13 protein-coding genes and 1 other RNA gene are annotated in these 15193 nt (G+C 33.8%); 2 read left to right on the top strand and 12 right to left on the bottom strand.

The genetic code is table 11. The annotated features are described in order from the left end of the window. Positions 1-98: 98 nt before the first annotated feature. Positions 99-359, top strand: a complete 261-nt coding sequence (locus tag P8V03_RS10170; RefSeq protein WP_318798087.1) for a thioredoxin family protein — start codon at positions 99-101, stop codon at positions 357-359. 108 nt (positions 360-467) lie between these two features. On the opposite strand, the gene P8V03_RS10165 is transcribed toward P8V03_RS10170, so the two are convergent. Beyond that, positions 468-1085 carry an acetate uptake transporter gene (locus P8V03_RS10165; RefSeq protein WP_318798086.1) on the bottom strand — a complete coding sequence of 206 codons (618 nt, stop codon included), beginning with the start codon at positions 1083-1085 and terminating at the stop codon, positions 468-470. 262 nt (positions 1086-1347) lie between these two features. Here P8V03_RS10165 and ffs point away from each other — a divergent pair. Then, positions 1348-1613, top strand: an RNA gene (gene ffs, locus P8V03_RS10160) — signal recognition particle sRNA large type. A 95-nt stretch (positions 1614-1708) separates the two neighbouring features. Here the strand turns inward: ffs and P8V03_RS10155 are convergent. From P8V03_RS10155 to P8V03_RS10105, 11 genes are all read right to left on the bottom strand, one after another. Beyond that, positions 1709-2419, bottom strand: a complete 711-nt coding sequence (locus tag P8V03_RS10155; RefSeq protein WP_318798085.1) for a VCBS repeat-containing protein — start codon at positions 2417-2419, stop codon at positions 1709-1711. A 155-nt stretch (positions 2420-2574) separates the two neighbouring features. Continuing rightward, entirely contained in the window at positions 2575-3444 is an 870-nt protein-coding gene (locus tag P8V03_RS10150; RefSeq protein ID WP_318798084.1) for a site-2 protease family protein, read from the bottom strand. 350 nt (positions 3445-3794) lie between these two features. Further along, a complete protein-coding gene (locus tag P8V03_RS10145) occupies positions 3795-4751 on the bottom strand; it encodes an alpha/beta hydrolase (RefSeq protein WP_318798083.1) in 957 nt (318 codons plus the stop codon). A 317-nt stretch (positions 4752-5068) separates the two neighbouring features. After that, a complete protein-coding gene (locus P8V03_RS10140; RefSeq protein ID WP_318798082.1) occupies positions 5069-5914 on the bottom strand; it encodes a methyl-accepting chemotaxis protein in 846 nt (281 codons plus the stop codon). Positions 5915-6062: 148 nt separating this feature from the next. Beyond that, on the bottom strand, positions 6063-7148 hold the full coding sequence (mtnA, locus tag P8V03_RS10135; RefSeq protein ID WP_318798081.1) for an S-methyl-5-thioribose-1-phosphate isomerase: 1086 nt from the start codon (positions 7146-7148) through the stop codon (positions 6063-6065). A gap of 42 nt (positions 7149-7190) precedes the next feature. Continuing rightward, on the bottom strand, positions 7191-8417 hold the full coding sequence (gene mtnK, locus P8V03_RS10130; protein ID WP_318798080.1) for an S-methyl-5-thioribose kinase: 1227 nt from the start codon (positions 8415-8417) through the stop codon (positions 7191-7193). A gap of 41 nt (positions 8418-8458) precedes the next feature. Next, positions 8459-9475 (bottom strand): ABC transporter permease, encoded by a 1017-nt coding sequence (locus P8V03_RS10125; protein WP_261672671.1) that lies wholly within the window; start codon positions 9473-9475, stop codon positions 8459-8461. Next, complete coding sequence (locus P8V03_RS10120) at positions 9456-10991, bottom strand: sugar ABC transporter ATP-binding protein (RefSeq protein ID WP_318798079.1); 1536 nt, start codon at positions 10989-10991, stop codon at positions 9456-9458. Before P8V03_RS10120 ends, P8V03_RS10125 begins: the two co-directional genes overlap by 20 nt. Positions 10992-11040: 49 nt before the next feature. Then, a complete protein-coding gene (locus P8V03_RS10115; RefSeq protein WP_261672669.1) occupies positions 11041-12186 on the bottom strand; it encodes a sugar ABC transporter substrate-binding protein in 1146 nt (381 codons plus the stop codon). A 177-nt stretch (positions 12187-12363) separates the two neighbouring features. Beyond that, a complete protein-coding gene (locus P8V03_RS10110) occupies positions 12364-13029 on the bottom strand; it encodes a class II aldolase/adducin family protein (RefSeq protein WP_318798078.1) in 666 nt (221 codons plus the stop codon). Positions 13030-13087: 58 nt separating this feature from the next. Continuing rightward, positions 13088-15019, bottom strand: a complete 1932-nt coding sequence (locus P8V03_RS10105; RefSeq protein WP_318798077.1) for a cell wall-binding repeat-containing protein — start codon at positions 15017-15019, stop codon at positions 13088-13090. Positions 15020-15193 lie beyond the last annotated feature (174 nt).

Below are 15193 nucleotides of genomic sequence, written 5' to 3'. Positions count from 1 at the left end.
TAATCAACTTAATGATTAAGTTGGAATACCATATTATAAAAAAGAAAGAATAACTATATATTATTTATTATAAAATAAAGGTTAGGTGATGATTAAAAATGAAACCAATTATGATGTTTATTACTAGCTGGTGCCCTTACTGTAAAACTGCAGCTTCTTGGATAGAAGATATAAAAAGAGAAAATCCCAAATATGCAGATATTGAAGTTAAAATAATAGATGAAGAACTTGAGCCATCTATAGCTAAGCAGTATGATTACTATTACGTGCCTACCTATTTTGTTGATGAAGTTAAAATCCATGAAGGAGCTACTTCTAAGAATCAGCTTATAGATGCCTTTGAAGCCGCTTGTAAATAGTAATTATAAGGGGATGCTTCTCTGACTTAACAGAAAAAAAGCCTCTTGCAGTGGTAAGTTATAAAATAATTATAACCAGTATCACTGCATAGAGGCTTTTTAAATTTATTATTTTTTAAATATACCAAAAGGCTTTCCTATAGGTAAAAATACTCTTCCAAAGTGAGGATTTAACACAGATGCAGCTGCCCCATAAAAAGAAGCCATAGATATTAAAAATTCTGCAATTGCTGCCATCTTATGTGGGAATTCCCCCATCACTCCAAAGGAATCAAGAGTTAAACCTAGAAATAAGAAGTTTATAAGGAAAAATATTATAAATAATGACTTATTTGTTTCCGCAGCACCTATAGTCATGAAAATAGTGAATATTAAATACCCTAAAAATGCAAATCCAAGCTGCTTAGTGTCTATTGATGCTACAAGCCCCTGTCCAAATACTCCTGCCTTAATCATCCATGAAGCTGCTACTGCAAACCAGAAAAATGCATAAGCACCAAAGGCAGTTGTTCCAAAAGTATTTTGTCTTTTAGAATCATTTATGCAGGCAAATAACTGAGCAAATCCTCCTAGAAATATTGCCCACGGAATGACAAAAGAAACTCCTTCTGTAAGTCCAAGTTTTTGAGATGATGCTACAAATGTTACCATAGCTAGTCCAAATAATCCTAAAGCTGATGGATCACAATTAGCGATCTTAACATTTTGTGTTTGATTAGTATTCATATAAATCCTCCTAAAAATAATTACTATAAGACATTATCAAAATTTGTCGATAACGTCAATGTTTTTATTTGGTTTACTTTATTTTTAGTTTGCATAATATTTTATTTGTAAACAAATATAGCATTAATGATCTATAATACATTTCAATTGGGTAAATCGCTAATTTTAGGATTAAATTACCATGAATATATCCCTTGAATGAGAACTTTAATTATGTTATTATAGTCTAGCAGCAAGGAAATAACTTAATTAAAGATAAAATTCGTGCTAGATGGGGAGCCAGCGGTGCCCTGTAACCTGCAATCCGCTACAGCAGGATTGAATTCCCACTATAGGCTTTACTTTGCCTAGTCTGCCTAATCAAAGTGGTATTGAGAATTGGGTCCCATGCAGCAGAAGCTCATGAAATCCGTCAGATCCGGAAGGAAGCAGCGGTAAGTGATCACTTCTGAGTGCCGTGGATAAACCTGGTTTGAGCTAACTAGATTAGTAACGTGGGTAGGGTAATTGTCGATAGTGGGTGCACGAGATACATAGATTATATTTAGAATTTTTAAAGCCAATGCTTACGTTGTGAGCATTGGCTTTTTTACTTTCTAGTAATCAGTACTTGTTCCTATTCCCTAAATAGCTACATCCTGATTCCATAAACTAAAACTGTTATTTTCCCATTTTAGAGTGTTTAAAACATATCCTAAGGAATCTGCATTAAACCTGCCCGCTATTTTTTGATATGCTAACAATTCATATATTCCATCATAGTTAAAGTCCACAGGGTACAGTCCGCTTAATGGATTCACAAAGCCACTTATTGGCTCCTTAAGCTTGCCATTTTTATCATATATTTCATTTAGGTATTCTTCTCCTCTAAGAGATATGTCTATAATATATTTCTTATTATTTTTTCTACTTATAACTTCTACTTTATAATTATCTTTATAGATAACATCGTATTTATATTCTTCATTATACACATTGAAATCAAATATTAATTTTGGTGTATTATTAATAAAGGAATAAACATAGTGATACATTGTTGCACCGCTTCCTCCAGAATCAATACTGATTAAGATATCCTTTACCTTGTCTCCATTAAAATCTCCCAAAAATATTCTCGGATTATATCCAGCATTTTCACTTAGCGGCACAGTAGTAAGCCTTCCTGTTCTCCCATCCTGTACTACAAGGGTTATATTTTGAATAAACCCACTCATAGGTGTTCTAGTGCCTGTGAGGAATACAGTATCTGGTATTCTATCCCCATTCACATCTCCTCTTGTGCTAAAGACTATAACAGGACTCATTGCATTAGCTCTAAAATAACAATTATACATAATTCTCTCCTTAATCATAGATATCCATAATATTTTATGAATTCAAGCAGAGAATTGCTACCAATGTCCGCAGCTTTTTTAGATTAATACAATAGTTAAGCATCTTTCTATTGCATTTATCCAATACTATTCCTCTTAGCCTGCTTTTAAGTGCTCTAAAAGTTTTTAGGCGCTATATTATATAAATAGGCACTTAATAGCCCTAATAAAGCTATCATTCCGAAATAGGTGATTGCAAAAAATAATCTTGCTGACTTATCAACCTCATAATATTTTTTATTTTCATCCTTATAATATTTGTAAATTTGTACTGCTCCCATTATCAAAAATATTAATATTATGGAGTTAAAAGATTTTATTAGAGCAAATATCATTACAGGAATCCCTAGAATCCATAAAGCTGGTGATATGGCAGTTACAATACGGCCGCCATCTAGAGGATGAACTGGAATAAGATTGAATAAATTTAATATGAATCCCGTATAAGCCAAAGCCAAGAATAACTCTTGCTTAGTATAATAATATACTGCCAAAGCTCCAACTGCACTTATGCTTCCTAGTAAAGGTCCTCCTATTGCAACCCAAGCCTCTGTTTTCGCATCCTTAGGTTCCTCTTTCATAGATATAAAAGCCCCTACAAAGGGTATGAATATTGGAGCACTTACCTTCAAGTTAATTTTTTTTGCTGCAAAATAGTGACCCATTTCATGCATGAATATTAGTAAGACAAAACCTGCTGCAAAAGCCATACCATATATTTTCGCATATACCCAAATCATAAGCATCATAGAGCCAAAAGTAGAAAGTAGCTTGCCCAATTTAAGAAATACTATTAACCCTTTAAGTTTCAAAAATATAAAACCTAATTTACCTATAATCTTAAGTTTAGCTAAAGCTGCAACTCCAACCCCTAGGGCTGCTAGTATACCTTTTTTCTTTTTCTTAGCCTTTTCTGTGTCTTCTGCAATAGTTACAAAATCAACACCATTCTCATTTCTGACCTCTATTTTACTATTGTCGTCCATTATTCCACCCCTTATTAAAAAATATTAAAAAGTATTATTAACCATATTATATATTTATATATACATTATTATAGGTGGAATATATCAAATAATCAACTATTTCTATGCCCTAAAAATCCTTTCATAGGTTCAATTTATGCCTATAAATACAAATAGTGTTAACTTGCTCCATTTACCATTTACTTGATATCATTTTCGATAAGTAATAAAATCTATAGTTTGTTTGGAAGGCTCTACTATGTTGGGTGCCTCTACTCTAATCAATACTTAGAATTGGCTATTAACTTAAAAATAATTACGAAAAGCACTCAGTTTGTATTTAGCTGAGTGCTTTTATCTAATCCTCTATATTAACCTGTTAACCACTGTCCTAAAACTATCTTAAGCTGTGGATGCATAGGTTTATGAAGTTCACTTTTATATTGTTTCATTATATCTAAAACCGTCTTTTCCCCACTAAACTCTTTTAACATGTGATCCATATTTTCTATAACCACTGCTTTGATATTGTCTTTTTTAAGGTTCTCTACTGCTTTTAAATCCTCTGCATTGGCCTGCACATCTTTATCTCCTGTAACTGCTAGAATAGGACACTTTGCATCACTTAAAGCCTTTAATATATCTTCACTGCTGTATTTGAAATGCTCCCTAAACCACTTTGCAGGAACCTTTTTACCCTTTAATCTTATTATGTCTTCTGTAGAGTTTATCATTTTATTAAATAAAGCTTCCTGCTGCTTTCTTATAACATTTTCCCTTACAGCAAGTCTTAATATAAATCCTTTCAGACCTTTCTTATGCTTTACTTCCTCTAAAATTTGAGCATTTTGATATTTCATAGGTGCCCATAAGTTCGTACCTGCTCCAGCAAGCAGTACTAAACCAGCTGCGGGAATTATAGTATTAGCAATAGTAGCTAATATGCAGCCTTCACTATGACCTATCAATATAATTTTATCTCTGTCAACCCTAGGATGATTTTGTAAAAACTTAATATTACTTAATATATCATTTATCAAATCTGACACTCCAACGGTAAGTTGATCTCCCTCACTTTCACCTACACCTCTCTTATCATATCTAAGAGTTATAAAACCTAGGCTTGTAACAAAATGAGCTAGTTCCTTATATATATTAGCCTCCATTGGTGGCTTTTTCATATTGCCATCTCTATCTGCACCGCCAGAACCATTGACAATTAAAACTGCTGGAAATTTTTCAGCTTCACTGTTAGGTACTGTTAAAGTTCCTTTTAAAACTACATCACCTTTTATAGTTACTTGCTCTTCTATAAAGTTAACCTTCATAATGCTATCTCCTTTCAATGTTTATCTATCTTTTCGTAAATATGCAAGGTGCAACCTACACAGACTAGGTTGTGTCCTTTAAAAATTTATCTCCCAGGCATAGTTATTGTTGAAATATATCCACTTACCTGCATATATGTTTTTAAACTAAATATTATTGTACTAGATATTGTTTTAAAAAACCTAAAAGGACTGTGGCACTAAAATAATTAGTACCACAGCCTTTCAATTCTTAGCTAGCTTTATGCTATCTTGTGTTCAAATTTAAGACCAATCTTTAGTATATTAAGATTAAGCATTGGCTTTTGAACTTTTATTTAAATAGCTGTTTCTGCTATTTTTTCTATTTTCATGGCTGACGAAGTTAACTCCTCCATGGATGAAGAAATTTCTTCTGTAGCAGAAGCCTGTTGTTCTCCAATCTCAGCAACTCCTGATAAAGTACTAACCATATTTGACACACTAGTTTCAATGGATTTAAGGATTACATTAATATCTTTTACAGATTTAACACTATTATCCGCCATTTTTCGTATTTCATTCGCAACTACAGTAAAACCTTTTCCATGTTCACCAGCACGGGCTGCTTCTATAGCTGCATTTAATCCAAGTAAATTTGAACTTGTTGCTATTTGGTTAACAAATTGCAATATTTCAGATGTTTTTTTAATTTCACTGATTACAGCATCTCCAATATCCTTTAAAGAATCTAAATCTTGTGAAAGCTTTACAGATGTATTGGCAAGTTCCTCTATTGTATTGCCTATTTCTTCTGATGTGGAAGCAATCGTTTCGGAAGCATTATGTAGTATCTGTTGTGTGTTAACACTTACACCTAAGGCAATTGCACCAATAATATCTCCATTTTTATTTTTAATTGGAGTAGAACTGGACTTTGTTGGCGTTCCATAAATATCAGAAGATAAAACTTGTACTACTTTTTTACCAGTCTGCTGGCATTTATAAAATCCAGATTCATGAGGAATAAAATTTCCTATGGAAATTTTTGCATCAACCTCTTTTCCTGGAAGATAATATACAAATTTCTCCTTATCAGATATAGCAAACATACAATCCATAGGTAGAGTAGCTTGTATAAGAGGTAGTGTTTTTATTAAATTAGCAATAATATCTTCTTCTTGATTCTTAATTAAATTCTCCATATTAATTTCCATCCTTTACTACAATAACAAATATGTCACAATTATATCATATATGACAAAATTTGTTGAGGTAAAATTAAGTTATTTTTGACATTTTAAAGCCAATGCTTAGTATATTAAGCATTGGCTTTTGAATTTTTATTAAAAACTATCTTTGATTTTTCTTTTTTTCAAATATCTCCTTTAATGTTTCTGCATATGGAGGTGTAGCTATTCCATATTCAGTTACAATACCTGAAATCAAATCATTATCAGTAACATCAAAGGCTGGATTAAATACCTTAACTCCCTTTGGAGCCATTGGCTCTTTGTACCACATTTCAGTAACTTCTTCCGCTGGTCTTTCCTCTATCTTAATATCAGCACCTGTCTTTGTGTTCATATCAATAGTAGAGGTTGGAGCACAAACATAGAAGGGTATGTTATATCTTTTTGCAACGGTAGCTACTACAGAAGTTCCAATTTTATTAGCTGCATCTCCGTTAGCAGCTACACGGTCACAGCCTACAAATATGGCGTTAACCCAGCCATTTTTCATCACTGTAGCTGACATGTTATCACATATTAAAGTAACATCAAGTCCAGATTCACTTAATTCATAGGCAGTAAGTCTTGCTCCCTGAAGAAGAGGTCTTGTCTCATCAGCAAAAATCTTAAAATTATACCCTCTTTCATGACCTAAATACATAGGTGCAGTTGCAGTTCCATATTTGACTGTAGCTAATTGTCCTGCGTTACAGTGGGTTAAGATACCATCACCAGGTTTAACAAGGGTTAGTCCAAACTCTCCAATTTGTTTACATACCCAAATATCTTCTTCTCTTATGGCAACCGCTTCATCATGAAGTAATTGCTTAATTTCTGAAATAGACTTATCTTTATTTCCTTTCACAACCTTATCCATACGGTCTAGTGCCCAAAATAAGTTAACTGCTGTGGGCCTTGAAGATGCTAGATAACTTTTTGCTTCACTAAACTGTTTATAGAAATTATCATAATTACTTGTATCAATCTTCTCAGCGGCAAGGTATACACCAATGGCAGCAGCAACACCTATAGCCGGTGCTCCTCTAACTTTAAGTAAATAGATAGCATCCCATATATCTTTTATATCTGTAAGTTTTAGTATTTCTGTTTTTCCAGGAAGCTTTGTTTGATCAATAATGACTAAGGCATTATTTTCATCATCTAAAGCCACTGTATCGTACTCTGTAATTAGTTTTTCCTTATCCATATTATTATTCCTTCCTTTATATAAGTTATAGCAGCAAGGCTTTTATCTATACATTTGAATAACTTCATTAATAGCCCTTCTGTAATCCGCTCCAGTTTTGAATTTATCTCTATTAATTATATAATTCTTAGCCAAGGTAATTACCATCTTCTCTGCCCTAGCTCTTTTACCTTCATCCGGAATGGTAGTAATATCCTTAACATTTGCCATACCTACAGTTCTTCTTATAGATTCAAGTCCTGCAACTCCTGCAGTGTCTGCTAAAACAGTGTCTAAATACCAATCCAGGAAGCCCTCTCTTTTAGCCATTATTTCCGTTACGCTCTCTTCAAACTTGGCTCTAAACTTAGCTACAAACTTATCTACAATCTCTTCTATAGTATCAAGAACCCAGCGGCAGAATTTTTCCTTTTCCTCTTTGTTATCAATAGTTGCATCTCCATTACACCAAGTAAAGAACATATTAGCAATAACATTGCCTACATCATATCCTATAGGTCCAAAGAAGGCAAACTCAGGATCAAAGATAAAGGTATGTTCCTTATTTATAAATATAGAGCCTGTGTGTAAATCTCCATGAATTAAAGCTTGAGCATTGTTCATAAAATCAAATTTTAGTTTAGCTGCTTCAAGGTGAAGCTTTTTATCTTCATACAATTCCCTTTGAACGAACTCTGCCACCGGCGGGAATACATTATTTCTATGATTGTAATCAATATATGGTTCACTATATACTAGATCCTCCGTAATCTCACAAAGGTCAGGATTAATAAATTCCTTAACTAATTCCTTCTTTTCTTTATGGTTCATAACCACGTCTGTTGTAGGCAGCAAGGTATTTACCATAAAGGTTGTTATATCTTCTGCAAACTTTGGATATATTTCGTGGTTTACTAATCCAGTACGCATCATAGTATATCCAACCATATCTTCCATAATAATTGCACACATTACCTCATCATAAAGATATACTTTGGGAACAAGGCCTGGAGCATAGCTTTCCTGCAGCTGCAGTATTTTTGCCTCTATTCTGCCCCTATCCGTAGAAAGCTTCATTTCCTTTGATATTCTAAGCTGTTCTGCTGCCTGTTTTACAACAATGGATTTGCCGGATTTAGTATCCTTTACTCTGAACACATAATTTATATTGCCATCGCCTATCTCCTTAGCCTCTAATTTGGCATCATCCTCAAAATAATGAAGCTTTTCCTGAACATATTCTCCTACATCCTCAGTTTTCATTAAAAAATAAGCATCAAATCGAGACATAATCTTTCACCTTTCCTTTCTTAGGTATATTAAATTTTTTTCTAGTTATCTTTCTTAGTGGCATAAGTAAGTGCTAAAGCTATTGCCAGTACTGCACCCTTTATAATATCCATAGCATAATATGGAACGGACATCATAATTAATCCATTTTCCAGCATACCCACTAGTACCGCCCCTGCCAAGGTACCTAATGCATTAGGCTTACCAGCTCCGGCAACGGAGAAACCAATATAGGCTGCTGCAACTGAAGGCATTAAATAAGCAGCACCGGCGTTAACCTGAGCAGTACCAACTCTTGCAGCAATCAATATACCTCCAAGGGCTGCAAAGGTTGCAGACAATAAGTATGCTAGTATTCTATATTTATTAACAGGAATACCGGATAATCTTGCTGCTTCCGGATTTCCTCCAACTGCGTACATATATCTTCCATACTTGGTATAGTTTAAAAAGAAATGTGCAAATAACACTACTATAAACATAATTACAATAATCCAAGGCTCCTTACCTAAAGCTCTAAAGGCAGGTGGCACCAACCCTAAAGCAGCCTGGCCGCTTTTCATCATCATACGTTCAGTAATAGCACCGCCATTTGAATAGGTCATTGCTACCCCTTGAAACATAAACATTGTAGATAGGGCTGCAACCATATCTGGTATCTTCATTTTTACTATTAGAAAACTGTTAATTAATCCGATAACTAGACAAATTACTATAGAAAGAATAATAGAGGTGGTTATACTCATGCTGTACCAAACAAACATTGACATAACTAAGAAATCTGCAAAGTTTGCATTAGCACCAATTGACAGGTCCATTCCATTGACAGTTAATGAATAAGTCAAGCCTATTGCAATTATGGCTGTGATTGATATGCTTCTTACAATGGTTATCATATTATCATAGGTTAAGAAAATACTTGAATTTTTAGCACTGTTCCAGTTGGCAAAGGTAAAGAATATAAATAGTATTATTATTGTTATAAAAGTACCCCATTTAGTAATAAACTTCATCAAGGATTTGCTTTTCTTCTTATCTTCAACTATTTCTTCTTTCATTTGATTGTCCTCCCATTGAATAATATAACAGCTCCTTCTCATCGGCATCTGAAATGTTGTCCAATTCCTTAATAATCTCCCCATCAAACATTACATACACTCTGTCTGCGATGGATAGTATTTCTTGAAACTCACAGGTTGCATATAATATGCCTTTTCCCTGTGCCGCCAACCTTTCAATCAGTTCATACATTTCCCGTTTTGCCCCCACGTCGATACCCTTTGTAGGCTCATCAAAAATATAAATTTCCGACTGAGAATTCAGCCATTTTCCTAAGACCACCTTCTGCTGATTGCCTCCAGACAGTAATGCAACTATTTGATTCTCCGATGGGGTTTTAATTCCTAGATTGCTAATCATCGTACGGGCATCCTTTTTTTCCTTGTTTTTATCAACTACAGAAAAAGCTTTAGCATATTTCTTTATGGCTGCAATGCTGATGTTTCGATATATAGGATCAGTAATTAATACTCCTTCCTTTCGCCTTTCCTCCAGTACAAGGGCAAAGCCGCATTTTACTGCTCCACTAGGATCTTTATATCTAACTTCTTTTCCATTTAACTTTACAGTACCGCTTTTTTGCTTTAAGGCACCAAATAGTGTTTTACAAAGCTCCGTTTTTCCAGCGCCAACTAACCCTGCTATTCCAACTATTTCTCCCTTATTGATTGTTAAGTTTATGTTTTTAACCAGATTATTTACCTCTGTAAGATTTTTCACTTCTAATAATACAGGCCCAATTTGAACCTGCTTTTTTATATATTGGTCTGTAAGCTTTTGCCCCAGCATTAACTCAACTACTTTACTCTGCTCTAATTCTTCTGTAATAGGCATACTGCTAATCACTTGACCATCACGCATTATGGTGATTGAATCGCAGATCTCAAACAATTCACTAATTCTATGGGATATAAATACTACAGATACACCTTCTTTTGCTAACTGACGAACAATTCTAAAAAGTTCCTTTGTTTCTGAATCGGATAAAGGAGCGGTAGGCTCGTCCAAAATCAACACTCTGCATTTTTCTACTACACACCTAGCAATAAGCACCATCTGTTTTTCTGACAAGGTCAAGTCTGAAGTTAACCGTCTAACATCAAGGTTCACATTTAACTTTTTTAAAGTCTCTTTAGCTGTTGCCCGTATTTTTTTCCAATCAACTAGATGTTTTTTATCCATTTTGTTTACAATAGAATCAAACATAACATTCTCTGCAACAGTAAGATAGGGAATCAAAGCTGTATCTACCTCTTGGAACACAATCTCAACACCGAGATTCTTTGCATCTTTAGGGGATCGGATTTCAACCGGTCCCCCATCTATAAAAATCTCTCCTGTATAATTTGAATTGGCACCGGCTAGTACTTTCATTAAAGTTGACTTGCCTGCACCATTGGCACCAATCAGTGCATGGATTGTTCCTCCCTCAAGGTTGAAGTTAACATTAGACAAAGCTTTAACTCCTGGAAATTCAATAGAAACATCCTTCATTTCCAGTTTAATTTTATCCATTTGCTTCACCCTCACATATAAATTAAGTAATGGTTTTCACTTTTACAATTTAGTTACCATTTGCTTTTTTTACTTCGTCTATCCAAGTCTCTTTAAGCGCACCTTCTTTTGAATTAGGATCTCCCCATCCATTAATAACTGTTTTAAGATTTGTCATATTAACCTCTGAAGATAACTGTGTGGTTTTAACTAAATTTGCATTTAAGTTAAAATACTGTGGAGTTTCTAGATTTAAGAATTTCATAGCTAATAATCTAGTGTCAACGATACCAATTAATTTAGGGTCAACAGCAGCTGTAGATTTCCATACTTCTTTATTTTTAAGCATTAATTGAATATCATCATTGGATATATCAATTGTATACATAGGGATATCTGTTCTCTTAGCATCGTTTAATGCCTGTAATACACCTTTTGCCAGCTCATCATAGCAGCCCCAAATAGCATCTACAGATCCTTTTGGATACTTAGGTAAAATAGCAGCAGTTTTGTTAGTCATATCACCACGAGCATTTGCTGTATCTGATGGAGCAATAACTTCTACGGTTTTAATTTTGCCTTCCTGTTCTAATTTTGTATAAACAACATTACGTCTATCTAGAGGAGGTATTCCAGGTCCCATAAAGGTCTTTAACACTTTCATAGGATACTTTCCACCGTTCTTTTCAAACTCTTCCATCATAAATCCCAGTGATAAGCTTGCTAAAGCACTATCATCCTGTGCTGTTGAAGTTACACCTTCAAGTAATTGACCTTTTGCATCACCATCTTTAAATGGCATACTATCGAAGGTAACTACTTTCATTCCTTTATCTATGGCAGGTTTTAACATATTATAGGCATAGGATAGTTGAGCATGGGAAACTATAATTCCGTCATATCCTTTTTGAATACATTGAGCTGTAACTTCTTGAGCTTTGGCATCATCACCATCTGTTACGAAGGTATCAACTGCAAAACCAAGTGCCTTACCCTCTGATACGCAGCCATCTAAAAATTGTTGAGTATGATCACCTGCTGCAAGGTTACGAACAACTGCAACTCTTTTGCCCTTTAGAGCCTTAGCATAGGAAGCTGTGTCCCCTGCCTTTGGCGCAGAATCTGATGAGGATGTATCTGCAGTTTTTGTGCCGCCACATGCAGATAAGGATGCACACATTACCGCTGTTAGTACCAAAGCTAATAGCTTTTTCATAGAATTTTATCCCCCTTTTCTTATATACATTATTTATGCATTATTTACCTAATTTAATGTATATTAATATACCCTACATAATATTACAGAAACAATAATGCTTTTACTTAAGCTTTATGGCTAAAAAACTGTAGATAAATTAGTTTTATACAAATTCATCTACAGTTTTTTGAATCATTAATTATTTAAGTTATCTTTGATAACCAATAGTTCTTCAACTTCACTAGCGGACAATTCATTTTGCTTTCCAATAACATAACCTGTATACATAAGCACGCCAGCATAATATTCGATTGACTCCATTCTATAGAAAGCTTGATATATATCTTTACCCCAGCTTAATGCACCATGATTGGCTAAAAGTACACCATTATGACTTTTACAGTAAGGTGCAATTGAATCTGGAACTCCTTGTGAGCCAGGAGTTGCATACTTAGCTACTGGCACTGAACCAAGCTGAACAATCGCCTCTGGAAGAATCGGCTTATCTAAACTAATTCCTGCAATAGCAAAGGAAGTGGCGATAGGTGGATGGGCATGCACCACTGCCATAACAGCTGGGTTTTCTTCATAAACACGGAAATGCATTTTATATTCAGAAGATGGTTTTAGTTTTCCCTCAATTATTGTTCCATCTAAATTCATCTTTATCATCATGTCCTCAGTCATAAAACCTTTAGAAACTCCGGTGGGAGTTATCCATATAGTATTGGGACCAACTTTACAGCTAATATTTCCATCATTTGCTGCTACAAAGCCTTTTTGGTATATTCTTAAACCAATATCTACCAATGTTTTCTTAGCTTCAGAATCAGAAGGATAGCTAACACCTTCAATAATCATTTATACCACCTCATAATAGTTTTTGTGATTTTACTACCTAACACAAAAATCCTACAATTTATTCAAAGATAATTCTGCAATAAGGTAATGCTTTTTTTAAAGCTTCTTTATCAGAATCACTAATTGGATTTCCTTTTAGATATACCTTAGTCAAATTATTTAATCCCTTTAATGGGCTTACATCACTAATGTTATTGTTTGTCAAATCAAGAACAGTTACATTAGTCAATTCTTTTAATGGACTTATATCCTTTATTTTATTGTTGTTCAAATAAACGTTGGATAAGTTAGTCAGCCCTTTCAGTGCATTTATATCACTAATGTTATTTTCATCTAAATCAATTGCACTTAAATTGGTTAACTGCTCTAATCCGCTTATATCGCTAATTTTATTAGTACCTAGTCCAATGCTCTTTAAACTAGTTAATTCTTTTAGTGAACTTATGTCGCTAATGCTATTGTTACTTAAGTAAAGATATTCTAAATTAGACAATCCCCTTAACGAAGTTATGTCATTAATTTTATTGCTGCTTAATTTAAGCTCTTTTAAATTAGTCAAGCCTTTCAGCGTGCTTATATCGTTAACAGTATTAAATTCTAAGCTAAGCCTATTCAAATTAGTTAATCCATTTAATGCACTTATATCAGTAATTTTGTTACAGCTTAAATCAAGGTTATTTAAGTTAGTTAGTCCTTCTAAAAAGCTTATGTCACTTATTTGATTACTAAGTAGGTTAAGAGATTTTAATTTAGTTAAATTTTTTAAACTGCTTGTATTTACTTCATTATTAATAAGCTCCAGCTCTTCTAGATTAGTTAAATTTTCAATACCGGTAATATCTCTTATTTTCTTATAATCCTCTGTATTTACTTCAAGGTTATATTTTAGACTTGTAATGTTCTTAACATCCTCCTTGTAAAGATCTATACCAAATTTACCTACAAGACGTCTTACTTCTTCTTCAAAATACTGGTCTTTAAAAACAATTTTATTGTTTGTTGTACTACTGTCATCATCATTTATGGTAGAATCCGTTAAATCAGCTAAAGTTGACTGGGTAATTCCAGCTTCCCCTCCTAAGATGTTTAATTTAATGAAGTTATTGGCTTTTATGAACTCTTTAGTAACTGCTGTAGGCTTATCACCTATTAGAATTACAGGATTGCCATTTAGAGCGGCTAAAGCGGATCCACTTAAAGCATCAGCAAACTTTTCAGAGTAAGCCACACATCCATTGTCTAAGCTTATTTTATCTTTAAAAGTGTTTATAATATTTATGTTTCTTTCATACTTATCTGCTCCAACTATCCTTTGCACCTTTGGAAATTTAGAAGCTACGGCATCACTGATTATATCGCTGCTGCCAAGTACATATGTTTTTGGAATAGTGTTGGCTGAAATAAAACTTTTAACGGAATCAGGAACTTCATCTCTAGGAACTAATATAATAGGCATATTTAATTTAGCTGCAATAGGAGCTGCCGAAAGTGCATCTGTAAAGTCACTGTCAATAGCTACAATAATTCCGTTATCAGTTCCTATTTGCTCTGCTACTTTTACTGAGGTTTCATTTCTATCCAGTCCACTATACCTTGTAGTCTGTATTCCTAAGTCATTTATATAATTTTCAACAGTTGTACTTACTACAAAGTCACCACCAACTATAAAAACCTCTTTCACATTTAACCTTTTTAGCTCTTCTAGTGAATTGGAATCCAGTGAGTTAGACTGAGTAAGTAAAATAGGTGCATTATACTTTTTAGCTAAAGTTGATGCACTTAAAGCATCAGGGAAATTTTCCCCATTAACTATTACTGCATAATTCGAAGTTTTCCAGCCTTCTTTTACAACTTCAGAACAAGTTACATATCTGTCAATTCCCCATAGTCTTTTAGTTTCTATAGCGGAAGCAGCTTTAACATTTGAAGTAGTAGAAACCCCCAATGTTAATATTAATCCGCAAATAAAAATTGATGTCTTTTTATACATAGCATACATCCCCCTTGCAAACTTTAGATACTCTTATACAATATTCCAATATTACTAATTCTATGCAAATGGGATAATACCCTCCAAAGCCATGCAATAAATCAGTACTTGCTATGATGTTTTAAAAAGAATATCTTGCGCTTATTTTAATCTTATCTTTATATCAGTTCCATT

Origin of the sequence: Clostridium tanneri, assembly GCF_033659955.1 — a bacterium.
GTDB lineage: Bacteria > Bacillota > Clostridia > Clostridiales > Clostridiaceae > Clostridium_AM > Clostridium_AM tanneri.
The sequence above is the reverse complement of the archived record's forward strand: the minus strand, read 5'-3'. Positions and strand labels throughout refer to the sequence as shown.

Coding starts and splice junctions, on each gene's coding strand:
- P8V03_RS10170 (WP_318798087.1), top strand. CDS start 99: ATGAAACCAATTATGATGTTTATTACTAGCTGGTGCCCTTACTGTAAA.
- P8V03_RS10165 (WP_318798086.1), bottom strand. CDS start 1,085: ATGAATACTAATCAAACACAAAATGTTAAGATCGCTAATTGTGATCCA.
- P8V03_RS10155 (WP_318798085.1), bottom strand. CDS start 2,419: ATGTATAATTGTTATTTTAGAGCTAATGCAATGAGTCCTGTTATAGTC.
- P8V03_RS10150 (WP_318798084.1), bottom strand. CDS start 3,444: ATGGACGACAATAGTAAAATAGAGGTCAGAAATGAGAATGGTGTTGAT.
- P8V03_RS10145 (WP_318798083.1), bottom strand. CDS start 4,751: ATGAAGGTTAACTTTATAGAAGAGCAAGTAACTATAAAAGGTGATGTA.
- P8V03_RS10140 (WP_318798082.1), bottom strand. CDS start 5,914: ATGGAGAATTTAATTAAGAATCAAGAAGAAGATATTATTGCTAATTTA.
- mtnA (WP_318798081.1), bottom strand. CDS start 7,148: ATGGATAAGGAAAAACTAATTACAGAGTACGATACAGTGGCTTTAGAT.
- mtnK (WP_318798080.1), bottom strand. CDS start 8,417: ATGTCTCGATTTGATGCTTATTTTTTAATGAAAACTGAGGATGTAGGA.
- P8V03_RS10125 (WP_261672671.1), bottom strand. CDS start 9,475: ATGAAAGAAGAAATAGTTGAAGATAAGAAGAAAAGCAAATCCTTGATG.
- P8V03_RS10120 (WP_318798079.1), bottom strand. CDS start 10,991: ATGGATAAAATTAAACTGGAAATGAAGGATGTTTCTATTGAATTTCCA.
- P8V03_RS10115 (WP_261672669.1), bottom strand. CDS start 12,186: ATGAAAAAGCTATTAGCTTTGGTACTAACAGCGGTAATGTGTGCATCC.
- P8V03_RS10110 (WP_318798078.1), bottom strand. CDS start 13,029: ATGATTATTGAAGGTGTTAGCTATCCTTCTGATTCTGAAGCTAAGAAA.
- P8V03_RS10105 (WP_318798077.1), bottom strand. CDS start 15,019: ATGTATAAAAAGACATCAATTTTTATTTGCGGATTAATATTAACATTG.